18 protein-coding genes are annotated in these 25,926 nt (G+C 46.0%); 13 read left to right on the forward strand and 5 right to left on the reverse strand.

What is annotated here, in order from left to right; genetic code table 11:
• Positions 1-35 precede the first annotated feature (35 nt).
• The 4 genes from TOL_RS05765 (at position 36) to TOL_RS05780 (ending at position 7,468) form a co-directional block, all read left to right on the forward strand.
• Positions 36-4,871 carry an NAD-glutamate dehydrogenase gene (locus TOL_RS05765; RefSeq protein WP_015486358.1) on the forward strand — a complete coding sequence of 1,612 codons (4,836 nt, stop codon included), beginning with the start codon at positions 36-38 and terminating at the stop codon, positions 4,869-4,871.
• A 113-nt stretch (positions 4,872-4,984) separates the two neighbouring features.
• Positions 4,985-6,118 (forward strand): hypothetical protein, encoded by a 1,134-nt coding sequence (locus TOL_RS05770; protein ID WP_041588413.1) that lies wholly within the window; start codon positions 4,985-4,987, stop codon positions 6,116-6,118.
• The gene (locus TOL_RS05775; RefSeq protein ID WP_015486360.1) at positions 6,115-6,339 is read left to right on the forward strand and encodes a DUF2835 domain-containing protein; all 225 of its coding nucleotides are present in this window, start codon (positions 6,115-6,117) and stop codon (positions 6,337-6,339) included. The genes TOL_RS05770 and TOL_RS05775 overlap by 4 nt, the downstream gene beginning before the upstream one ends.
• Positions 6,340-6,439: 100 nt before the next feature.
• Positions 6,440-7,468 (forward strand): quinone-dependent dihydroorotate dehydrogenase, encoded by a 1,029-nt coding sequence (locus TOL_RS05780; protein ID WP_041588415.1) that lies wholly within the window; start codon positions 6,440-6,442, stop codon positions 7,466-7,468.
• A 91-nt stretch (positions 7,469-7,559) separates the two neighbouring features.
• On the opposite strand, the gene rmf is transcribed toward TOL_RS05780, so the two are convergent.
• A complete protein-coding gene (gene rmf, locus TOL_RS05785) occupies positions 7,560-7,754 on the reverse strand; it encodes a ribosome modulation factor (RefSeq protein ID WP_015486362.1) in 195 nt (64 codons plus the stop codon).
• A 168-nt stretch (positions 7,755-7,922) separates the two neighbouring features.
• Here rmf and rlmKL point away from each other — a divergent pair, with 168 nt between their 5' ends.
• The 9 genes from rlmKL to TOL_RS05830 all read left to right on the forward strand — a co-directional run bounded on the left by rlmKL (position 7,923) and on the right by TOL_RS05830 (position 19,577).
• Positions 7,923-10,064: a bifunctional 23S rRNA (guanine(2069)-N(7))-methyltransferase RlmK/23S rRNA (guanine(2445)-N(2))-methyltransferase RlmL gene (rlmKL, locus tag TOL_RS05790; protein ID WP_015486363.1), complete on the forward strand. Its 2,142-nt coding sequence runs from the start codon at positions 7,923-7,925 to the stop codon at positions 10,062-10,064.
• Between the two features lie 390 nt (positions 10,065-10,454).
• Positions 10,455-11,633 (forward strand): ammonium transporter, encoded by a 1,179-nt coding sequence (locus TOL_RS05795; RefSeq protein WP_041588744.1) that lies wholly within the window; start codon positions 10,455-10,457, stop codon positions 11,631-11,633.
• A gap of 207 nt (positions 11,634-11,840) precedes the next feature.
• The gene (locus TOL_RS05800) at positions 11,841-12,836 is read left to right on the forward strand and encodes an alpha/beta hydrolase (protein WP_015486365.1); all 996 of its coding nucleotides are present in this window, start codon (positions 11,841-11,843) and stop codon (positions 12,834-12,836) included.
• 68 nt (positions 12,837-12,904) lie between these two features.
• Entirely contained in the window at positions 12,905-13,489 is a 585-nt protein-coding gene (locus TOL_RS05805; RefSeq protein WP_015486366.1) for a nucleoside deaminase, read from the forward strand.
• A gap of 148 nt (positions 13,490-13,637) precedes the next feature.
• Positions 13,638-14,750, forward strand: a complete 1,113-nt coding sequence (locus TOL_RS05810; RefSeq protein WP_015486367.1) for a hypothetical protein — start codon at positions 13,638-13,640, stop codon at positions 14,748-14,750.
• A complete protein-coding gene (locus TOL_RS05815; protein WP_015486368.1) occupies positions 14,744-15,472 on the forward strand; it encodes a hypothetical protein in 729 nt (242 codons plus the stop codon). Before TOL_RS05810 ends, TOL_RS05815 begins: the two co-directional genes overlap by 7 nt.
• Positions 15,473-15,615: 143 nt before the next feature.
• Positions 15,616-18,756 carry a hypothetical protein gene (locus TOL_RS05820; RefSeq protein WP_015486369.1) on the forward strand — a complete coding sequence of 1,047 codons (3,141 nt, stop codon included), beginning with the start codon at positions 15,616-15,618 and terminating at the stop codon, positions 18,754-18,756.
• Between the two features lie 125 nt (positions 18,757-18,881).
• Complete coding sequence (locus TOL_RS05825) at positions 18,882-19,118, forward strand: CDGSH iron-sulfur domain-containing protein (RefSeq protein ID WP_015486370.1); 237 nt, start codon at positions 18,882-18,884, stop codon at positions 19,116-19,118.
• A 180-nt stretch (positions 19,119-19,298) separates the two neighbouring features.
• Entirely contained in the window at positions 19,299-19,577 is a 279-nt protein-coding gene (locus tag TOL_RS05830; RefSeq protein ID WP_015486371.1) for a TfoX/Sxy family protein, read from the forward strand.
• Between the two features lie 81 nt (positions 19,578-19,658).
• Here TOL_RS05830 and TOL_RS05835 read toward each other — a convergent pair whose 3' ends face one another.
• From TOL_RS05835 to TOL_RS05850, 4 genes are all read right to left on the reverse strand, one after another.
• A complete protein-coding gene (locus tag TOL_RS05835) occupies positions 19,659-22,754 on the reverse strand; it encodes an efflux RND transporter permease subunit (protein ID WP_015486372.1) in 3,096 nt (1,031 codons plus the stop codon).
• A 2-nt stretch (positions 22,755-22,756) separates the two neighbouring features.
• Complete coding sequence (locus TOL_RS05840) at positions 22,757-23,851, reverse strand: efflux RND transporter periplasmic adaptor subunit (protein ID WP_015486373.1); 1,095 nt, start codon at positions 23,849-23,851, stop codon at positions 22,757-22,759.
• A gap of 187 nt (positions 23,852-24,038) precedes the next feature.
• On the reverse strand, positions 24,039-24,737 hold the full coding sequence (gene cobB, locus TOL_RS05845; RefSeq protein ID WP_015486374.1) for a Sir2 family NAD+-dependent deacetylase: 699 nt from the start codon (positions 24,735-24,737) through the stop codon (positions 24,039-24,041).
• On the reverse strand, positions 24,730-25,878 hold the full coding sequence (locus tag TOL_RS05850; RefSeq protein ID WP_015486375.1) for a patatin-like phospholipase family protein: 1,149 nt from the start codon (positions 25,876-25,878) through the stop codon (positions 24,730-24,732). The genes cobB and TOL_RS05850 overlap by 8 nt, the downstream gene beginning before the upstream one ends.
• Between the last annotated feature and the right edge of the window lie 48 nt (positions 25,879-25,926).

The raw sequence follows: 25,926 nt of genomic DNA on the forward strand, positions 1-25,926 counted from the left end.
CATATAACCAGATAACAAAGATACGAGACGTCACCATGCTCACAGCTTTACACACTCTGATAGACGAACGCAACGAAGCAAATCAAGCGACTTTACTGAAGCAATTTTCGGATTTGTACTACTCCGGAGCGCCGCAAGACGAATTGTTGGCCCGCTCGGTGGATGATGTTTATGGCGCTGCATTATCGTGTTGGCAGTTTATTCAGCAGCGCGAAGCAGGAAGCCCTAAGGTACGGGTGTTTAACCCCGACTACGAAAATCATGGCTGGCAGTCGATGCATACGGTCATCGAAGTGGTTTTTGAGGATATGCCATTTTTAGTCGATTCTGTGCGCATGCAATTGAATGCTCGGCAGATGTCGCTGCACGCGATCCATTATTGCGCACTCAATGCCGAACGCAGTAAAGCCGGAAAATTAAATACGAGTAAAACATGGAATCAGGCCAGTAAAACGTCGGTTAGTGAAGCCATTATTTATATTGAGGTTGATCATCATTCCGATACCGAACTGCTTGATGCGGTGACGCAAGAGTTGATTGCTGTGTTGTCTGAAGTGAATAGCTGTGTTCGAGATTTTCCGGCGATTGTTGCAAAGGCAAAAGCAGCGGGTGTTGATCTCGGTAAATCATCAGGGCATCACGATAAAGCAGAGTGTACCGAGTCTGAAGCTTTTATGCAGTGGTTGGTAAATAACCACTTTACGTTTTTGGCCTATGACGAATTCAGTATCGAAACCGAGAAGAAAGAGCGCTATGTGGTACGTGATAGCGCTAATGATTTAGGTATTTTCAAATTTAATTCGGCAACGCGTAATCGCATCAAGCTAGAAGAGCTAGAGCCCGAGATTCAAGATTTTATCACCAGCCCGAACATGGTGAGCTTTATGAAGTCGGGGACGCGCAGTCGAGTGCATCGCCCTGCGTATCCAGATTACGTCGTGGTTAAACGCTTTGATAAAAGCGGGAATGTGGTGGGTGGTATGCGCTTTATGGGCCTGTACACCTCGATCGTGTATATCGAGACGCCGAATAATATTCCGTTAATTCGTGAAAAATTGAACGGCGTGCGGGCATTAGCTCAATTTGAGGCATGGAGTCATAGCGGTAAAGAGCTTAATCGCATACTTGAAGTCTATCCGCGTGATGAGCTGTTCCAGTCGGATGTTAACCATCTTTATAAAACAGCCATTAGCATCCTTAATATTCAAGAACGGCGCCAGACGCGCGTTTACTTACGCAAAGATTCTTACAGTAAGTTTGTATCTTGCTTAGCGTATACACCTCGCGACATATACAACACTGAATTGCGCTACAAAATGGAGCAGGTGTTACGCCAAGAGTTTGAACCGCTGGATATTGAGTTTAATACCTATTTTTCTGAATCGGTGCTTGCTCGTACGCACTTTATGTTGCGGTTAAACCCCGATAGAGACAATACGCTAGATGAGGAAATCGTAGCCCGTAAAATTCGCCAAGTTGTACGTTCTTGGACAGATGATATGCACGACGCGCTTATCGAACAGGTAGGTGAAGAGAAGGGTAATGTACAGTTCCATGAATACCGTGCGGCATTTCCTGCCGGCTATCGGGAGAGCTTCGGCGCGCGTACCGCGGTTGCTGATATTCAGCATATGGAACAATTACGCGGTGACTCAGCTAAAGAAATGGCCATGAGTTTTTATCGTGAATTGGAAGAAGGCGAAAACGAATTACGCTTTAAACTGTTTCATTCCGAAACGATTTTACCTTTGTCGGATGTTATTCCGGTATTAGAAAATCTCGGTCTTCGTGTGTTAGGAGAGCACCCTTACGAAATTCAATGCGCTGATGGTCGACGTATTTGGATTCACAATTTTATGCTGCGTTATACCCTGTCGGATAAAATCAATATCGGCGCGGTTAAGCATCTATTTCAAGATGCTTTTAGTGCGGTATGGCAAGGGCGTGCAGAGAATGACGGCTTTAACCGTTTGGTTCTTGGCGGCCAATTAGGCTGGAAAGATATCGCAATTCTGCGTGCATATGCACGTTACATGAAACAAATTCGTTTCGGTATTTCCGAATCCTATATCGCTGATACCTTGTGCGGATATATCGGTATCAGTGCGCAGTTAGTCAAACTATTTCATCAGCGATTTGGTCTAGAGGAGCAAACCTTAGAACAGCGAGAAGATAAGGTTACTAAGATTGAAGAATCACTGATCGCTGATCTTGATAATGTGGCTCAACTTAACGAAGACCGCACCATTCGTCGTTATATTGAATTAATTAAAGCGACCCTGCGGACCAACTTTTATCAGCAAGACGAAAATGGCTGCGATAAGAGTTATCTCTCATTTAAATTGAATCCTGCAAATATCAGCGACATGCCATTACCGCGCCCGATGTTCGAGATATTTGTTTACTCGCCACGGGTCGAAGGTGTGCATTTACGTGGCGGTAAGGTAGCGCGTGGTGGACTTCGCTGGTCGGATCGTAGCGACGACTTCCGTACAGAGGTGTTGGGGTTAGTAAAAGCCCAGCAAGTTAAGAACGCCGTTATTGTCCCCGTGGGTGCTAAGGGCGGCTTTGTGGCTAAGTGTTTACCAAAAGATGGTGGCCGAGACGCCTTTATGGCGGAAGGTATTGCTTGCTATCAAACCTTTATTAGCGCACTGCTCGATGTCACGGATAACCTAGTCGAGGGTAATGTTGTACCGCCTGAACGTGTGATTCGCCATGATCCGGATGATCCATATCTTGTGGTGGCCGCGGATAAAGGCACCGCTACCTTCTCTGATATTGCCAACGAAATTGCGGTAATTCGCGGTTTTTGGATGGGCGATGGCTTTGCTTCCGGTGGCTCGATTGGTTACGACCATAAGAAAATGGGCATTACCGCGAAGGGCGCTTGGGTTTCGGTGCAACGTCACTTCCGTGAGCAAGGTTTGAATACTCAATCCACCGATTTTAGTGTGGTTGGTATTGGCGATATGGCGGGTGACGTATTCGGTAACGGCATGCTGCTGTCGGAACATATTTGTTTAGTGGCAGCCTTTAACCATATGCATATTTTTGTCGATCCAAATCCTGATTCGGCTGCGACCTTCCCTGAGCGTAAACGTTTATTTGAGTTACCACGTTCGTCTTGGGAAGATTTTGATAAATCATTGATATCGACCGGCGGCGGTATCTTTTCGCGGTCGGCTAAGCGCATAGCGATTAGCGCAGAAATGAAAGTCCGTTTTGAGATTAAAGAAGATTACTTAGCACCCAATGATTTAATTAAAGCGATTTTAAAAGCGCCGGTGGATTTGATTTGGAACGGCGGGATTGGTACCTATATTAAGTCCAGTGAAGAGCGCCATTCGAATGTCGGGGATAAAGCGAACGATGGCTTACGCATTAATGGTAACGAAGTTCGTGCCAAGGTGATTGGTGAAGGCGGTAACTTAGGTGTGACTCAACTTGGGCGTATTGAATACGGCTTAAACGGTGGGGCATCGTATACCGACTTTATTGATAATGCTGGCGGTGTCGATTGCTCCGACCATGAAGTCAACATCAAAATTATGCTGAACGAGATCATGGATAATGGTGATCTAACGCGTAAGCAGCGTAATGAAGTCTTTATGGCACAAACCGAGGCGGTCGGTAAATTAGTGCTGAATAATAACTATCGTCAAACCCAAGCGATTGCTTTGGCTTATCGCGATTGCAAATTACGCTTAGACGAATATGTGCGCTTAATGCGTGATTACGAAAGCCAAGGCAAGCTGAACCGTAGCTTAGAGTTTTTACCATCAGAAGACGTGTTGTTGGATCGCCGCGCTCAAAATCAAGGTTTAACACGTCCTGAATTGGCGGTGTTAATTTCTTATACGAAAGCCGATTTAAAAGAACAGCTGAATCGTCCAAGTATTACCGAAGATGATTATATTTCAGCGATTGCCAGTACCGCTTTCCCTGCAGAACTTGCTACACGCTTTGCCGAGCCATTAACTCGCCATCGTTTGCGCCGTGAGATAATTGCCACGCAATTGGCGAACGACATGGTTAACTACATGGGCATTACTTTTGTTAGCCGCTTAGGAGACTCGAGTGGTGCGACTGTTACCGATATTGCTCGGGCTTATGTCACCGCACGCGATACCTTCTCGCTACCGGAATACTGGAGCAAGATTAACGCACTGGATTACAGCGTCGATACGCATATTCAAGAAGATATGATGGCCGAGTTAATGCGTCTTGTGCGTCGAGCTACGCGCTGGTTTTTGCGCAATCGTCGCGTGAGTGTTGCTATTGCGGCCGAAGTGGATCAATTCCGTGATGCGGTACGCCATATTGCTGCTCATCTGGGTGAGACATTAAAAGGCGGTGCCTTAGCTCGCTGGCAGGCACTCTATGATAAACGTCGTGAAGCTGGTGTACCTGCCGATTTAGCTGCGTTTTCAGCAGGGGCGGGCGAGTTATATGCCGCACTCGGTATTATCGAGGCCGCTCAGCAAAGCAAATGCGATGTGCACAATGTCACTGAGGCGTATTTTGGCATCGGTGAGCATTTATCACTGGGCTGGTTCTTGCAGCAAATTAATGCCTTGCCTACTAGCTCTCACTGGGAAGCAATGGCGCGAGAAAGTTTCCGAGATGATCTTGACTGGCAGCAGCGTTCGTTGACGGTTGGTATTCTAGCGGGTAACGATAATCAGACGGAATTAAGTGATGCAATTGCACACTGGGAAGAGGAGCAGGCTGTGTTGGTAGGACGCTGGCAGCGCATGCTTAATGAACTTAAAAGTGCCGACAATATGGAGTTTGCTATGATTGCAGTCGCCTTGCGTGAGCTGCTCGATTTGGCCCAAGCGAGTCGTCATCAAAAAAACTGCAATTAGATAGTTGGTCGTGTAATTAGATCGAGTAACGGTATGCGCGTGCTGCTTAATGCAGTCTCACGCAATTCGTGCTAAAAGCCCTGTTTCTATTTTTTATGGTGCAGGGCTTTTTTATGCTTTTGGCTAACACTGCCGTTGTTAGGCGCCTCTCGCCGCTGTTGATGCTGTTGGCAACATTCATTACCTCCTTTGCTACGAGTGCTGCGGAGGTCGATCAATTTTCACGCCCGGCAGAATTGGTGTTAAACGATAGCTCTGCTGTTATCGCCGCCGAAGTACAGCGGCGTATGAATTTAGCGATTAAGCGCGCTAATCGCCCTGCACCCCACTTAAAGCCGCGTAAGGTTCAACGTGTTCCCAAGCAATCGCGCTGCTCTGTGCCACGTTTATACGATTCGATGGCAGTGTATCTTGCCCGTCCGATTGTTGGGCAAATCGAAAGTTATGCCGAAAGTGTTGCCGATAACGATGGTTACCGTATACCGCTAAATCGTTCGATTTATCGCAATTTCACTTGGCCGCAATCGCCGTCTTTGGTTCTGAGTGAACGTGTCGCTGCGGTGATTCGCGTCGGTGGCGAAGAAGTCGGTACTGATAAAATGGGGCATTTTTTTACTGAAGGTCATACCTATTTCGAAATGACTAAGCACCTCACCTTACCAGTGGAGGAAGCTATACTGTTTGGCGAGTGGACCGAGAGCGTATATTTTGGTGCGCAAACGACAGGTGTTTATTCCTATGCCGATTTAGTCGCTAACTTTAATGGCTTACGGTTTTGGAATCGGATTCTCGCTTTGCAGCCTGACCCTCTATTACTTTCTATGACGCGCCCTTATGTTCGCTGTGAAGATCGTCAATGGGTGCCGGAAGCGCGGTTTAGCTGGGTTGAGTATGTAGACAGCGCTTGGAATGAAAGTGTTAATTGCCCGGTGTTTCGTACGCTCGGACTATTGGAAGAAGTATTAACCCAAGCGCCCTTGTGTACAAAAGATAAATTGCCTCAGAATCGTTATGGCACTTTAGAAGGACGTTTGTTTAATCAGGCGGGTTTGGCCGTGATGCCAGATTATTTACAGCCAGAAGTACTTTGGCTTCAGCGTGAGCCGGAGAGCCTATCCGGGCAGACCTTTCGACGAATCAAATCATTACGCGAACGTTTTGAGCGTTGGCGTTTAGAAAAAGAATTACAATTGCTCGAGTCACGTAGATTTGAAGCCAAGAAAAACTTAAATAAGGATCAATCGTGAGTCAGCGTATTGTGGTTGATATTCATTTAAGTGCGGAGGAATACCTTCGCTACTATCGTGGTGAAATCAAATTGGTGCAGGCTACCTCGGTGGACGGCCGCAGGGTACGTTTTCCTGCGAACGTGCTGCAACATGTTATCGGCCATGATGGTATTCACGGTCGTTATGCCATCGAGTTTGATGGCGATGGTCGCTTTCAAAGTATCAAGCGGGTTGATTGACCCGACGTTCTAGCCTACTTTTTTCTACCTGATCATCTACAGCAGCCCCTAAGTAGCATATAATGCCGCCGTTTTTCGCATGCTTTCACTTGAGGTTGTTATGGATTGGTACGCTTTAACCCGTCAGTTGTTCTTTCGTCTAAGTGGTGAGACCTCTCACGAGCTGGGCTTAGATATGCTGGGTGCGGCTGAACGCCTAGGTGTGCTGCAATTTATAACCAAACAAGTGCCTGCCGCGCCGGTAACGGTTGCAGGTATTGAATTTCCAAATCCGGTTGGCTTGGCCGCGGGTTTGGATAAAAACGGCGACTATATTGATGCCTTTGCTCGCTTAGGTTTTGGTTTTATTGAAATCGGTACGATTACACCGCGTCCACAGCCGGGTAATCCCAAGCCACGCTTATTCCGTCTTCCGGAACAACGCGCCATCATTAATCGTATGGGCTTTAACAACAAAGGTGTTGATCACCTGGTTGAACGCGTTAAAAAGGCGAAGTTTCGCGGTGTGCTGGGCATCAATATCGGCAAGAACTTTGATACTGCTGTTGAAGACGCGACCAGCGACTACCTGATCTGTTTAGAAAAGGTCTATCAGTACGCGACTTACGTTACTGTAAATATATCGTCGCCGAACACTCCAGGCCTGCGCACACTGCAGTATGGCGATGCATTGCGTGACCTTCTTACGCCGCTGAAAGCTCGTCAGCGCGAGTTAGCCGAAGAATTCGGCTACAAGCCTATGTTCGTGAAGATCGCTCCAGATATGGACGAGAATGAAGTGAAGTTGGTGGCGCAAACCCTGATTGATTGTGAAATCGACGGTGTGATTGCAACCAATACCACGCTATCGCGTGATGGTGTGCAAGGTGCCAAGCACGGCAATGAAGCGGGTGGTTTGAGCGGTGCGCCCGTTGAAGATCTAGCCACAGAGACGATTGCACGCTTACAAGAAGCGCTGAAAGGTCGATTACCTATTATAGGTGTTGGTGGCATTCTCGATGGCAGTGGTGCGGTTGAGAAGTTTCAAGCCGGTGCCAGTCTAGTGCAGATCTATAGCGGTTTTATTTATCGCGGCCCAGAATTGGTAGGCGAATGTGTTAACGCCATCAAATCGGTATTGGGAAAGTAAGCTTAGAGAAGAATCTATGGCCCGACGTGTTTGCCGGGCCATCCTCCTGGAGCGGGAGGTTAAAATTAGGGTGTTCAGATTGTGTGAGCGGTTATACCGCCATCTTGTGAATACCAGAAACTCCGGTATAGCCGTCCCAGTTGTCTTCGCGTCCAGATCGCCAACCGGCCATCCAGTAATCGCGGTTTGGCCCTTCAGGGGCTAGGTCTTTAGAACGGCGCTCTACACCAGCGCGATAACCGCGCGCGAATGCTCTTTCGTTCATGTCGCGTTTCTGTTTTTTCATAGAGTTGCTTCCTCGCTATTCATTTGCTCGGGTTGGCAGCCACAGGTGTTCAGCAGCAGACCGACTACAGTTGTACCGTGACAGAACGACGAATGTTAACGATTGATTTCTTATAAGCAGAACGTTTTTAACTGCTTTCTGCTATTTGACGGACTGGGATTTATCACCATGCAAAACGAAACGAACGCCACTCAACACACTTTTTTGGCAGCTTGCCCGAAGGGAATTGAGTCACTATTGGCCGATGAAATCAGAGAGTTAGGCGGTGAAGTTGAGCGCGAAACTATTCTCGGTGTGGTTTGGCGTGGCGACTTGGCGACCGCTTATCGATTTTGTTTATGGTCGCGCCTTGCCAGTCGTTTGTTGTTACCACTGCAAGAAAGTCAGGTAGACAATGTCGACGAAATGTATGAGGCGGCCCGTTCGGTCGACTGGCCGATGGTATTCCCCGTGGGCGCTACGTTCCGTATCGATTTTCACGGTCGTACCGACTACCTAAATAACACCCAATTTGGTGCGCAAAAAATCAAAGATGCGATCGTCGATTGTTTTCGCGAGGAGGAGGGGGCTCGCCCTACGGTAGATAAGGATGGCGACATTCGTATTGAGGCTCAGCTACGTAAAGGTAAGATTTTCCTCTATCTAAATTTGACCGGTGATAGCTTGCATCGTCGTGGCTATCGTTTGCAGCCAGGCAAGGCTCCGTTGAAAGAAAACTTAGCCGCTGCGATTCTTATTCGTGCCGGTTGGCCAGCATTGGCTAAAGCTGGAAAACACCTGATTGACCCTATGTGTGGTTCGGGAACAATTTTGATCGAAGCTGGCCAGATGGCTGCAGATGTCGCACCCGGTCTTAATCGTCAGCGTTGGGGCTTTGATCGTTGGCACCAACACGATCGAAAAACATGGTTAGCAGAAGTTGAAGCGGCACGAATTCGTCGTACCGAAGGTTTAGCCGCCATGACGAGTCGTTTATATGGCTTTGATATTGATGGTGACCAACTTAACGCTGCAACAAAGAACCTCGAACGCTCAGGTCTTGCCGGTAAAGTGCATTTGGAACGCCGTAGCATTGAACAGCTGCGTGTGCAGAAAGAGGTGATTGCGGAGGGCGGTATTGTTGTTTGTAACCCACCTTACGGTGAACGTTTAAGTGAATTGCCGCAATTAGCGCCGCTGTATCAGCAATTTCACGATGCCACCATGCAAATGCCGGAATGGCCGATTGCCATGTTTACCGCCAACCTTGATTTAGCGCGCAGTGTTCGCCGCCCGGTGAATAAGCAATACAAGTTAATGAACGGCAAAATTGAAACCCGTTTGCTGGTATTTGGTGCTGCCGATGAACGCTCTGACCGTGCGCCTGCCAGTGCGATTCGTGGGCCGGTAGAAGCCTTCGCTAACCGTTTGAAAAAGAACATCAAGAATCTACAAAAGTGGGCAAACCGCGAAAACGTGCATTGCTATCGTTTATACGATGCCGATTTACCGGAGTACGCAGTGGCCGTTGATCGCTACGAAGATTGGCTGCACGTGCAAGAATACGTACCCCCTAAAACGATTGATCCTACGGTGGCTGAACGTCGTTTACTCGATGTACTAGCTGTATTGCCAGAAGTCACCGGCGTACCGGCTGAGCAAATCGTACTTAAACGTCGCGAGCGCCAAACGGGTCGCAAGCAATATGAAAAGTACAACGATGAAAAAAGCACTATGGTCGTGCGTGAAGGCCAAGTGCAATTACAAGTAAACCTAAAAGATTATTTAGATACTGGCTTGTTTTTGGATCACCGCCCAACGCGCTTAGAAATCGCTCAGCTAGCTAAAGGTAAGCGCTTTTTAAACTTGTTTTGCTACACCGCGACCGCCAGTGTTCATGCCGCCGCCGTGGGCGCGCATTGCACCAGCGTGGATATGTCGCGTACCTATTTAAACTGGGGTCGTGAAAACTTCCGTTTAAATAAAATAAACGACGAACTGCACAAATTTATCCAAGCGGATTGTTTGCAGTGGTTGCGCGAAGATAAAGGCAGCTATGACATTATCTTTATGGACCCGCCAACCTTCTCTAACTCAAAACGTATGGAAGGCGTGCTGGATATTCAGCGAGATCATGTTGATTTGATTCGTTTAGCAATGGCACGGCTAGCGCCGGGCGGTACGATGATTTTCTCGAATAACCTGCGTAAGTTCGATATGGATGTAGAAGCACTGAGCGAATTTACGATTGTGGATGTGAGCGCCAAATCCATTCCTACCGACTATGCGCGTCGCACCAATATTCATGTGTGCTATCACATCACCAAGTGAAACTTCGCATAGCTTGAGTGTGGCACCAAAAAAAAGCGAAAAAACCAATATTGCACCATGTGTGTGCAGTATTGGTTTCATCCTTCCCGCATCGCTCTGCAGTAAAAATCCATAATTGCGACATATTGAAACTTTTACTCGCGTAAGTGCGCCATATCTGGGCGATATCAAGCTGACCTCAGACAAAGATGACAAACTTGGTATGAAATCTGCTAAACGAACAGCTACTTATTCTTCTTTCTTACCTAGGGCTGGGTTTGATTGTTGTTAAGGCACTGATTTGGGGCTTCGGAGTGAGCGCCTGCCTTAACTTGATCTTGTTAACTATTAAGAGGACCCAACGTGGAAAATATTGACGTCAACAGCATCAATAGTGCGGTAGAAACCTTGATGCAAAGCGCCAACACCATGTTTATTTTGCTTGGTGCCATCATGGTACTTGCCATGCACGCCGGTTTCGCGTTTTTGGAAGTGGGCACGGTTCGTCATAAGAACCAAGTAAACGCGTTAGTAAAAATTATTACCGATTTCGCCATTTCGACCTTGGCGTACTTTTTTATTGGTTATCAAATTGCGTACGGCATGGATTTCTTTGCGGGCGCGACCGATCTTGTCGTGAATAGTGGCTATGAGCTGGTTAAGTTCTTCTTCTTGTTAACGTTTGCTGCGGCCATTCCTGCGATTGTGTCGGGTGGTATCGCGGAACGTGCGAAGTTTTATCCTATGTTAGTCGCATCGGCGTTGATTGTTGCGTTTGTTTATCCTTTCTTTGAAGGCATTATTTGGAACGGCAACTATGGTTTTCAGGCGTGGTTAGAAAGTACCTTTGGTGCGAGTTTCCATGACTTTGCCGGATCTGTTGTTGTTCACAGTGTCGGTGGTTGGATCGCATTTGCAGCAGTGTTCCTGTTAGGTTCGCGTCGTGGTCGCTATCGTGATGGTCGCGTTGTGGCATTTGCACCTTCGAATATTCCCTTTCTGGCGTTAGGTGCATGGATTCTTGCGGTAGGCTGGTTTGGATTTAACGTGATGTCTGCTCAGACATTAGATGGTATCTCTGGTCTGGTGGCTGTTAACAGCTTGATGGCGATGGTTGGCGGTACAATCACTGCCATGGTGGCAGGCCGTAAAGACCCCGGCTTTATTCACAACGGCCCATTGGCTGGCTTGGTAGCTGTGTGTGCAGGTTCGGATTTAATGCATCCAATCGGTGCATTGGTTGTGGGTGGTGTTGCAGGTGCGTTGTTCGTATATGTCTTTACTCTCGCGCAAAACCGTTTTACTCAGTTTGATGACGTGTTAGGTGTGTGGCCACTACACGGCTTGTGCGGAGCATGGGGTGGTATTGCAGCGGGTATTTTTGGTTTAGAAGCATTCGGCGGTCTTGGCGGTGTCAGCTTTATGTCTCAACTGATTGGCACGGCAGCGGGCATTGCGGTTGCTTTGATTGGTGGTTTCATCGTGTATGGTTTCGTGAAAGCGGTATCCGGATTACGTCTCACCGAAGAAGAAGAGTTCAACGGTGCTGATTTATCGATTCATAAAATTGGTTCGACCAGCGAACTCTGATTATTGGATTGGTTCGACTATTAAGACCGAAAGCCCTGCGAGTGATCGTGGGGCTTTTTTATGCGCGACGTTTGAGGTGCAAACTTAAGCTTCGAAGGAGTAGCAGGACCTGTTATTTTATTGAACTATAAACCACACCATGTGGGTTTGAGACACGGCGGGTAGTGATACTTTACTGTTGTATAGTTTAGTGTGAGAGGTAACCGTATGATTGAGAATAAAGGTCGCTGGCTGAGCTTTTTTAGTACTTGTTTACTGGTTCTGATTTTTTCGTCGTTTGCCTATGATGCACAGGCACAGGTTCGCTTTAGTGATGTTGTAATCCCTCCATCACTAGAGCAGCCTGCAGGTATGATTGAGACGGTTGCCGAAGACGACTCCTACGCAGCTAAGTACCTACCCGATATCATCTATGCTACTTATGGCAAACGAGCGGTAACGCTAAGTTTACTCATACCAAAACAAGAGAGCGCCAAGAGTTCGTGGCCATTAATTGTTTACGTGCAAGGCGCTGCTTGGCGCAATCAAAACCTTTATCAAGCACTGCCACAATTAGCGGATTTTGCCCATCAGGGTTATGTCGTTGCCAGTATAGAGCACCGTCCCTCGTCGGAAGCAATCGCACCGGCGCAAGTTCAAGATATTAAATCAGCCATTCGTTATTTACGAAAAAATGCCGAAAAGTATCATATCGATCCTAATCGAATTGGCATTATGGGGGATTCATCGGGAGGCCATCTTGCGGTGATGGTGGGAGTGAGTGAGGACGAGGCAGACTTCGAAACTGAAGATAATCAGCCTTTTACAAGTACAGTAAAAGCAGTCGTTGATTTGTATGGCCCAACCGATTTTTTACAAATGCACAAATATCCAAGTCGTATTGATCACAATGCCGAGGACTCTCCAGAGTCGTTAGTTGTCGGTGGCCCAATTCAAGATCCGAAATATCGCGCCTTAGTCGATTTATACAATCCTCTAACCTATATAGAAAAAGATAAAAAATTGCCTCCTTTTTTTATTATTCACGGCGATACAGATGCCCTAGTGCCTTTCAATCAAAGTGTTTTGCTGTATACCAAATTACGAGATACGAACCATGAGGTTGCCTTTTACAAAATAAAAGGTGCCGGCCATGGACCTGGGATTTGGACGAAGGGAGTGATGGATCGGATTCAAGAATTCTTTGATCACCAGTTGAAGTAAATAGCATTTATGCCTCGTAGTGTTTTACTGGGTAGGTTGAATTTTATGTCTTGGGGTAGGTGATTTTTATGAATAAACAGACTCTTCTCAATGAAAAAACAGAAGTGAGTGAAAAGGTCATGAGAGTAATTGCTCATATGCCGACGAAAAGCCTTCCTGTATTGATGGATGATGACTTTACGCAACGATTAGCCGATGCCGACTTTATGCGTATCGCCGTGCTATTGGCAGAAAAAAGCTATAACGAGGGCGGCTGTCCAATTGGCGCCGTTATTATTGATAATGCGACAAAGAAAATTGTCGGAAAAGGGCACAATACGCTGGTTCAGGAAGATCATCCTTACAATCACGGAGAAACATCGGCGATTCGTGATGCAGGACGTATCGACTTCAGTAAAACAACGATTTTTACCAGTCTTAGCCCTTGTGATATATGCGCAACATTAATTTATATGAGAGGCTTTGCTCGGGTCGTTGTCGGTGATGTAACAAACGCATCCGGCAACGAAGCGCTGTTGCAAGACAAGGGAATTAGCCTAAATGTTCTCGAAGACCGTAAGGGAATTGAGCTTTATGCAAAATTTCGCTCAGAGAAGCCTGAACAAGATTTAGAGGACTGGCAAGGGAAGAGTGCATTGCGGAAAAACGAATAAAAAGCCTATGCAAGATCGCTTGTCTTGGTGAGTTTTTATGCAGCTTTAAATGCTCGGGAGTGAATCCTCTTGGGATTGTCGGGCCTCAGGGGGAATGTTATCCTCTCGCCATCTAAGGATGATGACTAAACAAAGGAGTTGTACCCGAATGTCGATTGTTTCTATTAAACGCCGCCAATTAGCCTATAAACTAGGTAGCAAAGCCGATACACGTCAGTTTGTTCCCTTCTCTAAAACCACCAACGGTGACCATGGTCGCAAGGTCTTTATCGACGCCGCACTTGCGCCGCTATTTGCTTCTCTGATCGACCCCAATAGCGCCAAAGGCGTGCAAACCATTATGAAAATTGAGCAACTGCGCGCGATTGCCGGCGGTGTCACCTCAAATAGTAATGTGAATACGCCGTTTGAATACATGGAAAACTTTGTTGATTTGGCGTTGTATTACCAAATACACAATGGAGTGGCAGAGGCAGGAAATAGCGCTGTGCCGGGTGTGTATATTACCGATATAACGTTTGCGGGAAAGGAGACAAACTCTCCTGCTGGACTTTATGTAAGAAAACCTGATGGTCGCTCGTGGAAAACAAGAGTAGTTGAAAATGGAATTGCGGAAACAGAGGTAGGTTTCATTCGATCAGGGAAAAACGTCGATGATGTCGCTGATCAATCATCTGATATAGCCGGGGTTGATGGTTTTGGAAATCAAAACAGTTTTAACTTGTTCTTTATTCCTGAAATGGTACGAAATGAGATGGGCATCTGGATGACTCCTTGCCGTCGTGCTTTTAGACCATTAGAAGCGGCTCAGCGCTTGGCTAATACTTTAATAAATACGCAGCGTTATCGTAGTCAAAATAACAGTGCTACGCCGATAAAATGGACATTGGCCGGTGATGGCGTAAAGCTTTTGCAGTTAGCACTTGAAAACGTTCCAGGTATTCTAGATAAACATCAATTTAAATTACACGACCCTGTTGCTGATATTGTTCAAGTGATTAACACATTAGAAATGAAAGGGGCTAAGTTCGACAGTACACCTGTTGCATATTCTGGAACGAACAAACGTGCATTGGCTTCTGCGGCATTGTCGTTGAATAATGGTAATTTAAGCCAATATCATAAGTCCTTGCAGAAAGATATAAAAGCGGAAGCCGGTAATATATCAGTAGCACCAGTTGCAGGGCCTTCTAAGAATGGCAAGGTAACTACAGATTTTCTTTCTTATGTTAAGAATATGTCGAGCTCATTGACATGGTGAGTTCGTTAATTGGCCCTGATTTTAGTCAAGCACCGATTGTAAGTTTCAATCTTGTAGGTACTCAAATCTATATTCCTATTCCTGATGAATGTAATCAGGATACTAAATGCTCAGAATCTAATATTGTTTCTTTAGATGATGAATCTATTTATAACATAAAAAATCCAGACTATTTGTTGATAAAACATTTGCTTAAAACTAAATTTCGATATTTAGATGGGAGTGATGAATTAGAAGCAGGGCAGATTAGAGTGGAAATGGATGTGTTGAAAATAGACAGTTATCGTCCGGCCGATTGCAATTCTGTTTTCAGGAAAAGTGAATTTTTAGATTTCTATTTCTATTTGGTTCAATACGAAGAACGTAAAATGAGGGATCCGGAGAATCGAGAAAAAGACGATAAATATTTAATTTATCCTCAGTGTCGAGATGATATTAAGGAACTGAATTACGACGGATCTTCATCATGGCTCTTTGCGATCTGTGGCTACGCTGAAGTAACGAGACCTTATCGTACGTTTGTTACACCTATAACAAATAATCACGTTTTATCGATTATGGTAAGTATCAGCGGCTTCGACTTCGGTTCCGTCGAACTAGAACAAGAACTCGTCGCTGAAGCCGACCAATACATCTTAGATTTCATCAAAAGTATTCGTATAGATTACTCACCAGAAACGCTCGCTGAAATTCAGCGTGTTCGTGGTGATGTTACTGCTTAATGCTAGTAACGAGTTACCTTACCGACTCTGCGCTTAGGTTCAACTAAGCGCTTTTATATCCTCCCTTTAAGCTATTGACCCTGAATCTCAATCAGGCATTCTCTGTATTGTTATTTTTCGGACATTAACGTCAGGGATAGAATATGTCGATTTTTAAACGCTTTTTTGTTTTCGCTTTGGTGGCTGGTTTTCTTTTTCTTATAATCGACAAACTGAATGAACGAACGATAAATATTCCGTCCTCGAAGATGGCTAGTGCCACTCCCGCCGATTTACCGTTACCTAGTACTATGCCCCTGCAAGATTACGAACGAGTTTTATATAACTGGTTGATGACTCGTCAGTACCAACGGTTGGGTTGGGATAAAGACAAAGGTGTGCGTGATACCGGCCCATTTGTGAATGCGCAGTATTACGGTACTCATCCAGCGGTTCGTATTCACTATTCACCTGAAGTGATTACTTGGTTGCAGAATGATCGCAAAGGCGATCTTCCGGATGGCAGCATCATTATCAAAGAGATGTTCACGCCGCCAGCAGTGCTATATCAAGACATGGTCGCTAATCCTAAATATAAAGACGGTGCCGAGTACGAGAAGTTTTTATCCAGCATGGTATTTTCATGGACCGTGATGGTACGCGATAAAGCGGCTTCTAAAGATGGCTGGTTCTGGGCGAATCCGGGTGCCCCGGGATTAACTTCAGCCTGTAAAACCAGTGATGGTAAGACCGTGTTACCCAGCTCTGAGGGAGCGCCTGCAGGCTGTCGAAAAGAAACCATTGCTGAGGCAGTCGAGCGTCAACTCGATACTTTAGAATCCGCTCCCGGATCAGGCTTTGGTGCCCCTTGTTTGCGTTGCCATGCTTCAGCTAAAGAGCAACTTACCTTTAGTGACCTTAAAAATGTAGAGGGTTTTTTTCCTAACGAAGATCCATTGCGCTTTTTGGTTGATACCTCTTGGCGCGCAGCAAGTCACTTCAGCAGTTATCCGCTAATAACGTTAAGCGACGATCCATATGTAAAAGAACATTTCATGCTACCAGCGCCGTTACGGCCTTATCAACCAGACCTTACCAATGCTGCCGTGGTGAGCGCATTAACGGACAAATTCCATGCTGGATTTAATGCAACGCCGGTTCAGAACAGTGTTAACGATCAGCCACTCCCTCAACCGGATCCAACCTTTGTTGCAACATTTAAGAATATTCAGCCGTTCGATAAGAGCCTTGTGAAGGTATTTCCATCGCAGTGGAATGATCAAGTAGTACCTAAATCGCATAAAACCCAAGAATACATAACATCGGATAACTGTATGAGCTGTCACGGTGGCTTGGGGGGCCAGCCTTATGGCGTGAACATGTTTGTGAAAACGGGGCCAAACTACGGTGATGGCTACAATCTCTCTGAATATGGTGAGTGGCGTTGGTCGCCTATGGGCTTAGCTGGGCGGGATCCGATTTTTCATTCGCAGCTAGAGAGTGAAATGGCGCTGCTTGAACGCGATGCTAAACAAACGCCAACACCACTAAAAGGGCCCTTAAATGAGACAAAACAAGCGGTCACTAATACTTGCCTAAGTTGCCACGGTGCAATGGGTCAACGTCAGCTAAGCATTGATGCGGCAACCGATAAGACACTTAATCCTAATTTCTCGGTTGATTATTTTTATCTCACTGAAACTCTATCAAGCGAGCCAGACAAGCCTGACTCAACAGATAGCCCATATTTAGAGTATGGCCAGTTGGCGCGCGAGGGGATTAGTTGTGCCGTTTGTCATCATATTGATAAGCCAACGGCCGAGCAGGTTGATGGTTGGACACCGCCACCGGGTTGGATCAACGACGCAACGCACAAAGAATTGGCGTATTCGTTATTCCATAACAACACCGGACGCTATGAACGTGGTCCTGCGGATAAGTTATTTGGTCCATTCGAAAATGTAGCGGTGAAGCCGATGCAAAATACGTTAGGGGTGACTCCGACCGTTAATCAATTCGTGTCCGACTCCCAGCTATGTGGTACGTGTCACACGATTAACTTGCCTAATATTGGCGCGACGGAAACGCGCTTCCCAATTTTAAATGCGGCAGAAACTAATCCAGCCTTTAAGGATTATCAGCATTCTATTGAACAGGCGACTTTCTTAGAGTGGCAGAATAGCGCCTTTGCGCAGAAACCTGGCGTAGAAGGTTCGCAATTCCAAAGCTGTCAAGACTGTCATATGCCAGGTGGTTTTGAGTCGATAGACGGCAGTATCAACATAGATCAAATCACTACTCAGATTGCTGCCATTCAGGATATCAATTATCCAGAAGCCGATAACCGCTTGGCAAATCAAGATATCGATATACCACTCAGGCCTGATTACAAACGTCATGAGCATGTTGGCCTAAATGTATTTCTACTAGAAATGTTTGACCAATTCCCTGAAGTATTAGGCATATCGAAAACCGATTATATGACCAGTGCCAATAATGGCGTGGATACTGCGGTTGAAAATATGATTTTGCAGGCGCAAAAACGCACTGCCAGTATTAAGGTTAACGTTGATAGTGTTGAAAAAAATACATTAAAAGCCACGGTTAAATTACGTAATTTAACTGGGCATCGTTTTCCGAGTGGTGTTGCGTTCCGTCGTGCATTTATTGAGTTTGCCGTACTCGATGGCGATAAAGAAGTTTGGGTATCCGGTAGTACGAATAATATTGGTGTTATTTTAGATGGCGAAGGCAAGCCACTAGAAAGCGAGTTTCTACCGAATGCAGATAGCTATCAACCGCACTATCAAGTCATTAATCGTGAAGACCAAGTGCAGATTTATGAAGAATTGAATCAAAACGCTAATCATGAATTTACTACCAGCTTTATTCATCGCGTATATCCAATAAAAGATAATCGCCTTTTGCCGGATGGCTGGCGTGCGTCGAGTCATTTTAAAGAAGATGGCGATTTGATGATGGAGTTTATGCAATCAACGGATCCGGAGCATACGGGGGATGATCCAGATTATATGGATCAAGGTCCAAACTTTAAGGGTGGCGATGAATTGGTGTATGAGGTGGCTTTACCGAAGGGAATTGATGTGAGCCGCCTAACCGTTCGAGCAACCCTGTATTCGCAGTCAATTCCACCATCGTGGTTGCATCAGCGCTTTTCGACAGCCCCCAACGGTATGGCGACGAAACGGCTGTATTACATGACTAGTCATTTGAATCTGGCGGGTACACCGATGGAAAACTGGAAACTGAAACTCGTAAGCGATAGCACAAGAGTCGAAAAATAGACGCTATGGGATAGGTTGGCCTATTCGCGTCTGTCTATTTTTAGCGACAAATGGCATATTGGCGCGGGCTGAAATGACTGCAGCACCGCCTTAATAACCATAATAATACGTTGAGAGAGAAAGACATGAGTGACGCTATCCGAGCATCCGAAACCCCAATTGCCGTTGAAGTAGAAGCGGGTAAATCTTATTTTTGGTGTTCTTGTGGCCAAAGTAAGTCCCAACCATTTTGTGATGGTTCACATAAAGGAACCGATTTTACTCCGGTTAAATTTGTACCTGAAGATTCTAAAAAGATGTACTTTTGTGGCTGTAAAGCGACGGCATCTCGTCCTTTGTGCGACGGTAGTCATAGTAAGTAAACACTTACCATAAACGCATTCTGTGTATGGGCAATATTCGCCTCGAATGTTAAATTCGGGGCGGTTCTGAAATACCCAGTATCAGCAGCACCGTAGATCTATATCGAAGATGCGGCTAATTCTGTTATCAATTGCCAGACGTTTACTGGCGAATTTAGCTGGAAGTAACGTTCGTTATTTATGAAAAAAATACGAGATTTACGTGGCCTCGGCGTAAAGTCAGAAGAGACGTTAGCTAAGGTCGGCATTTTGAATGTGGACACGTTGCGAGAGGTTGGCGCGGTTGCTGCTTTTTATCGGTTAAAGGTGGCGGGATTCAAACCAAGTTTGAATTTTTTGTATGCCATGGTGGGTGGTTTAACCGATCGCAGTTGGTTGGAAGTCGCACAATCTGAGCGAGAACAACTGTTGGCAGAACTAGAAAGTATAGAGCTGTTAGAACAGATGTTTTTAAAGTAGATAAGTAAATACCGATAACAAAAAAGCCGCTGAATTCAGCGGCTTTTTTGTTTCTGGCGGATAAAACTTATCTTTATAGAACTACGCTTTTTCGGCAGTGATTTTATGGGTAACTGAATAAAGCACAGGTACAACCCCTAAGGTTAATATGGTGGCGAAGCCAAGACCAAAGGCAATGACGACGGCCATGGCACTGAAGAATGGGTCGGTTAATAAGGGCAGCATGCCTAAAATCGTAGTCAGTGCCGCCATGGTGACAGGACGCAGACGACTAACAGATGCATGATACAAGGCATCGTACGGACGACGTCCTTCAGACAACTCAAGACGAATTTGATCGACCAATACAATACCATTCTTCACGATCATGCCGGATAAACTCAGTAGTCCGAGTAAGGCCATAAAGCCGAATTCTGCATCGAGCAATAACATACCCGCGCTGACACCAATTAATGCAAGTGGCACACATGCCCAGATTACCAGAGCACTGCGCAATTCGTTGAACAGCAATATGGTTAGAATAAACATGATGAGGTAACCCAATGGTAGCGAAGCAAACAAACTTGCTTGCGCTTCGCTAGCGGATTCAAATTCGCCGCCCCAAGTAAGCTGATATCCCGGCGGAAGTTCTATCGATTCTATTTGAGGGCGTAGGCGCTTCAATAGGCTATCGGCAGTTATCTCCGATTCTAATGATGGGTCGGCGTAGACCGTGATAGTACGTTTACGGTCACGACGATCAATAATCGGATCCTCAAAGCGCACATCAAAGCTTTCAACGACTTGTTCGATTGGAATATAGCGGCTGAAGACAGGGCTCCAAATTTGTAGCTCCATCAAACTGTCAATGTCTAAACGCTCGTTAGCGGGCGGACGCATAATAATATCTTTTAAATCGGTGCCATCACGATACTGGCCAATCTTAGTACCGCTAAAGCTTAGATGCAGTAGATTGTCGAGATCTTGCTTTGAAACACCTGCTCGGCGTGCACTGTCTTCGTTGAAAACAGGACGGATGACTTTAACGCGCTGACGCCAGTCATAACGTACGTTGTCGGTGTCGGAATCGGCCAAGAACAGGTCTTGTGTTTGTTCCGCTAAGTTGCGCAATACCGTTTGGTCGGGGCCGGAAAAACGCGCTTCAATTTTGGCGTTAGTGCCAGGGCCGATTTGTAGACGTTTAAATTTAATAAAGGCATCAGGAAGCTCATTTGCTGCCCATGCTTTTGCATCTTCAATTAAAACTGGAATTTGCTCACGATTTTGAGTTCGGATCATAACTTGAGCGTAAGCGGCATACTCTTTTTCTGGGGCATAGGTCAACATAAAGCGCAGTTCGCCTTGACCTATGGTTGCCGAGGTAAATTCAACTTCGTCGCGCTCCATGAAGTAGCGTTCGAGCTTATCTGCCTGCGCTTGAGTCGCATGAATATCGGTGCCTTCGGGCATCCAGATATCCACTAAGAATATCGGCGTATTTGACGGTGGAAAGAAGCTTTGCTTTACGAAACCAAAGCCATAAATGCTTACGATTAATAAACCGACCATACACAACATCGTAATCGCACGCTGAGCGAGCATACGTTTTAACACCTTACCATAGAGGGTATAGATAAAGCCTTTATATGGGTCAGTGTCTTCATCGCTTACTTTTTCTGACTTGGCGAAAAGCAAATGACAAAGAAACGGCGTTAAGGTAATGGCTGTTATCCAGCTCAGCAGTAGCGAAATAAGTAGAACGTAGAATAGGGAACCTACAAATTCCCCCGTTGAGTCGGGTGACAAACCAATGGGCGCAAAGGCGGTAACAGCAATGACGGTTGCCCCAAGGAGCGGCCACTGAGTTTGTTTAACGATATCGTAAGCCGCGCGAGTGCGACTTAAGCCTTTTTGTAAGCCGACCATAATGCCTTCGGTGACAACGAGAGCGTTATCAACCAGCATCCCCAAAGCAATGATCAGTGCACCAAGCGAGATACGATGAAGCTCAATGGATAACGCATCCATGGCGATAAAAGTACCAAAAATGGTGAGCAATAAAATGGCCCCGATAATTAGTCCTGCACGCATTCCCATAAAGAGCAGCAGTACACCGATCACAATGGCGACCGAGGCGAGCAGGTTGAGAATAAAACCGGTGGATGACGCGTCAACTTCAGCCGGTTGATCGTACAAGGTGTGCATCTCGATACCCAGAGGACGATTATCGTCTAGGCGTTGCAGCTGTTCGCGTACATGAGTGCCGACTTCGACGACGTTTACACCTTTATTAAAGGAAATACCTAAATGCAGTGAGGCATGGTTACGGTATTGCAGTAGATGCTTTGGTACTTCTGCAACGTCTTCGGATATCGTGGCAATATCTTTGAGGTAAATAAGCTTGCCTGAGCCTGTTTCGCTGACAAGAAGATCCCCAAGCTCTTGAACACTGTTAAATTCTCCGGTTGGATTGATGCGAATATACTCACTGTTTAAGCGAATATGCCCAGCATCTTGCACCGCATTTTGTGTCTCAAGTAAATTGTATAAACGTGATAGCGGAATGCCTAAATTGGTCATTTTTTCGCGCGATATATCAATAAATACCTGTTCTTTTTGCGTGCCCGATATCGTGACTTTGGCTACGCCAGGTGTAACGGTAAGTTCGCGCTTGATGAAATCGGCATAATCGCTGAGTTCCTCGTAGGTATAGTCTTCACCGGTAATCGCGAGCAAAACCCCGTACACGTCACCAAAATCATCCAGTATTGTGGGAGTGCGCACGCCCGGAGGTAAATCGCCTTGTTTATCGCGAATTTTGCGTCGTAATTCATCCCAGATTTGCGGCAACTGATCGGATTGATAAGTTGGCTTAATTTGGATATGAATTTGCGAGAAGCCTGCTTTCGAAATCGAGGTGACGTTCTTTATATAAGGAAGAGCTTGAATGGCATTTTCTAACGGCGCGGTGACTTCTTCCTCTACTTGAAGAGAATTAGCGCCCGGATAGCTGGTCATGACCATCGCTTCTTTGATGGTGAATTGAGGATCTTCTAAACGCCCTAATCCCATGTAGCTAGAGATACCACCGACTAATAGGATGATAAGCACTAACCAGCTAGTGGTGGAATTTTTAATAAAATAGGTAGCGCTGTTGCTGCCCATTTGGTCCTTCGAGTGTATTTGTTTAGCGGTCATGATTATAAGCCTCGCTCTTTCAACCAAGGACGAATGCGCATGCCTTCTGATGCTTGCTGTACTCCAGATTCTAAGATTTGATCACCGGGTTTTAAGCCTGCTTTGATTTCAATGCCGTGGCTTGTCATCTTGCCCACTTCCACGTGAGTGGCGGTGAGAGTTTGATCTTCTGTTACTCGCCAAACACTGGCTTGATTGCTTCCTTGAACTTGGTTTGCTTGCTGAAACACAGCGTGAGCTGGAATTAGCATCACCTCTGTACGCTGACTAAATACCTGATTTAAATCGACATACACGCTGGCCGACATTCCGGGAAGCACGTTTAGATTCTCTGGACGCGGCAATGTCAGGGTTACCGTGTAGCTGCCTGTGCCAGTGTCGGCTTGGGTGGTATGTTCTTTATACGTTGCTTTGAAACGTGCGTTAGGTAGCGCATCAAACACGACATCGGGTTGGTAGGATTTGTTATCGCGTTCGACCAGCATCACCATAATGCTTTCTGGGATTTCTAAATTCACTTCGAGTTGGTCTCGTGCTTGAAGCACAACAATGGTTGTTCCGGCGTTAACCGGTTGATGATTCTCGGCAAATACATTAGCGACAACACCAGGGAAAGGCGCTTTAAGTTCGGTATAGGATAAATCCGAAGTAGCGGCCGTGAGCGCGGCTTGGCTGATATCTAATTCGGCTTTCGCTTGATCAAATTGGGCCTTGGAAGTTTGCCCCATATCGAATAGATCTTTCATTCGTGCGTATTGCGACTTCGCTAAGGCAAATCGCGCTTTGCGATCATCTAAATTCACTTGATAATCGGCGGGATCAAGCTTGGCGAGAATCGTGCCCGTTTTTACATCCTGACCGGGCTTAGCCGGTAGGTCAGCCAACTCACCACTTACTCTAAATGCCAGTGCTGCACGTTCGGCGGCTTGGACTTGCGCGGGGAAGCGACGAATCTGCGCTTCGTCTGGTGACATGACTCTAAAGACTTTTGCCGGGCGGATAACCTCAGGGGCAATCTCAGGTGAAGTTTCTTTGCATCCGCTTAACAGTGAAAATGCGGTGAGACCGAAAAGTACAGAGTATGTCGTAAAGCGCATAGTGCTTTCCCATTGTTGTTAAAATAGAGCCGTATTAATAATGGCTTAGTTTTCCGGATAGACCAGAAATGGGCTTATTTTAAGGTAAGACTACGGTGCAATCTGCGCCTGTTTATGCAACCTATTGTCTCAAATATAGGATTGTTGGCGTCAAAGATGAAAGGAATCGGATTTTTGTAAGTTATTGTTACGAATTCTGCAGTAATGATCGAAAGAAGTGAGGAACTTCTATGCTGGCTTGACCGTGTATCGCTTGATGGAAGGCGTCGGCACGTTGCGACGGTTCTAGGTTGATTTCGATGGTTTCTGCACCGCTTTGACGTGCAAGTTCAACGAAACCGGCAGCAGGGTATACATGACCTGAAGTGCCGATACTAATAAATAGATCGCATTGACTCAGTGCTTGGGTAATTTCGTCCATGTATAGCGGCATTTCGCCAAACCAAACGATATGAGGGCGAAGGCTTTGTGCACCGCAGCACGGGCATTGGTGTTCTGGAGTTATGTCGTCGTCATGGTTAAAAACTTGGCCGCTCAATTGGCAGCGAACGCGTTTAAGTTCGCCATGCATATGGATGACCGACTGGCTGCCTGCGCGTTCATGCAGGTCGTCTACATTTTGTGTAACGAGCATAAACTCACCCGCATAGTTTTTTTCAAACTCAGCGAGTGCAATATGTGCCGGATTAGGCGTTACACTTTTGAGCTGCTGTCTGCGGCCATTATAAAAGCTTTGAACAAGACTAGGGTTACGGGCAAATCCTTGTGGTGTGGCTACGTCTTCAATTCTATGGTTCTCCCATAGGCCGCCGCCATCGCGGAAAGTCATAATCCCTGACTCCGCTGAAATGCCAGCGCCAGTTAGAACAACAATCCGTTTACTCATTGAAGTGGTCCGAGAAAAATTCGCGGATTTCATCTGCGCGAGCCATTGCATCGCTATAACCTAAATCAATTAGCGATTTACAAAATCCGTGTGAGAAAAGTAAGTAACTTAAAATCCCTGAACCACTTTGGCCTGTGTTACCACTGCCGCCCAATGCCATTTTTAGTGCTCTGGGTACTTCGTGGGCGTGTTCACCTGCGAGTTCGTCGATGGATCTGCTCGGATTAATTTCGAGTAGTTGAATGCTTTTTAATTCCATCTGCTCTTTTTTACGCACAGCTTCCGGAATTCTATCCAATGTTCGATTGATACGACTCATACGCTCAACATCGGCTTCCATACTGTCGAGGAAGGCAGCGTTAAGCATGTGCCCCATCACTTTTGCGGGCGATGGATAACTTGAGTTTGGTTTCACAATCTTAGATTTATGTGCAATACCGCTAACCCCGATGACCATAATCTTTTCTGCGCCTAAGTGGATCGCAGGGCTTAGGGGCGCAAGTTGACGAACAGCACCATCAGCGAAATATTCGTTTTGCAGTTTCACCGCAGGAAATACCATAGGAATAGCCGAAGAGGCCATTAAATGATCCAGTGATATTCGTGTTCGTTTACCAACTCGACGTTGGCGTTGCCAGTTAGTAATGCTGTAATGGCCTTGAAAAAACGAAACCGATTCACCGCTTTCCATTCCAGAACAGTTAACGGCAATGGCATGTAATGCACCGTTATCAATTGCTCCCTGAATTTGATCGAATTTAATCGCCTCATTTAACAGAGCGCGCAGCGGCGTGTTATCGAGTAAGGATACCGGATCATTTTTAAAGCGTTTGCCAATCATCATTGAGCGCACTAGACGCATCAAGCTGTAAGACATGCCTGCAAAGTCGGTGCGATAGATTTGATCGCAGCTAAAGTGCATCCAAATACGTTCTAAGTGTTTAATGCCTATGCGGTAATTTTCGGCATAGCTGGCAAGCGCAACGCCATTAATGGCACCTGCGGATGTGCCAGAAATAATGTCGAACGGGTTATAGTGGCCTTTGGGGAGAATCTTATGTATGGCTTTTAATACTCCAACTTGATACGCCGCTCGCGCGCCGCCGCCGGATAATATTAGGCCTGTTTTTTTAATTTCCAAATCTCAGTCTCTGGTGAGTCTCTACTGATACTCAGCAGTATAGTGCAT

This window comes from Thalassolituus oleivorans MIL-1, from assembly GCF_000355675.1.
GTDB lineage: Bacteria > Pseudomonadota > Gammaproteobacteria > Pseudomonadales > Oceanobacteraceae > Thalassolituus > Thalassolituus oleivorans.

Coding starts and splice junctions, on each gene's coding strand:
- TOL_RS05765 (WP_015486358.1), top strand. CDS start 36: ATGCTCACAGCTTTACACACTCTGATAGACGAACGCAACGAAGCAAAT.
- TOL_RS05770 (WP_041588413.1), top strand. CDS start 4,985: ATGCTTTTGGCTAACACTGCCGTTGTTAGGCGCCTCTCGCCGCTGTTG.
- TOL_RS05780 (WP_041588415.1), top strand. CDS start 6,440: ATGGATTGGTACGCTTTAACCCGTCAGTTGTTCTTTCGTCTAAGTGGT.
- rmf (WP_015486362.1), bottom strand. CDS start 7,754: ATGAAAAAACAGAAACGCGACATGAACGAAAGAGCATTCGCGCGCGGT.
- rlmKL (WP_015486363.1), top strand. CDS start 7,923: ATGCAAAACGAAACGAACGCCACTCAACACACTTTTTTGGCAGCTTGC.
- TOL_RS05795 (WP_041588744.1), top strand. CDS start 10,455: ATGCAAAGCGCCAACACCATGTTTATTTTGCTTGGTGCCATCATGGTA.
- TOL_RS05800 (WP_015486365.1), top strand. CDS start 11,841: ATGATTGAGAATAAAGGTCGCTGGCTGAGCTTTTTTAGTACTTGTTTA.
- TOL_RS05805 (WP_015486366.1), top strand. CDS start 12,905: ATGAATAAACAGACTCTTCTCAATGAAAAAACAGAAGTGAGTGAAAAG.
- TOL_RS05810 (WP_015486367.1), top strand. CDS start 13,638: ATGTCGATTGTTTCTATTAAACGCCGCCAATTAGCCTATAAACTAGGT.
- TOL_RS05815 (WP_015486368.1), top strand. CDS start 14,744: ATGGTGAGTTCGTTAATTGGCCCTGATTTTAGTCAAGCACCGATTGTA.
- TOL_RS05820 (WP_015486369.1), top strand. CDS start 15,616: ATGTCGATTTTTAAACGCTTTTTTGTTTTCGCTTTGGTGGCTGGTTTT.
- TOL_RS05825 (WP_015486370.1), top strand. CDS start 18,882: ATGAGTGACGCTATCCGAGCATCCGAAACCCCAATTGCCGTTGAAGTA.
- TOL_RS05830 (WP_015486371.1), top strand. CDS start 19,299: ATGAAAAAAATACGAGATTTACGTGGCCTCGGCGTAAAGTCAGAAGAG.
- TOL_RS05835 (WP_015486372.1), bottom strand. CDS start 22,754: ATGACCGCTAAACAAATACACTCGAAGGACCAAATGGGCAGCAACAGC.
- TOL_RS05840 (WP_015486373.1), bottom strand. CDS start 23,851: ATGCGCTTTACGACATACTCTGTACTTTTCGGTCTCACCGCATTTTCA.
- cobB (WP_015486374.1), bottom strand. CDS start 24,737: ATGAGTAAACGGATTGTTGTTCTAACTGGCGCTGGCATTTCAGCGGAG.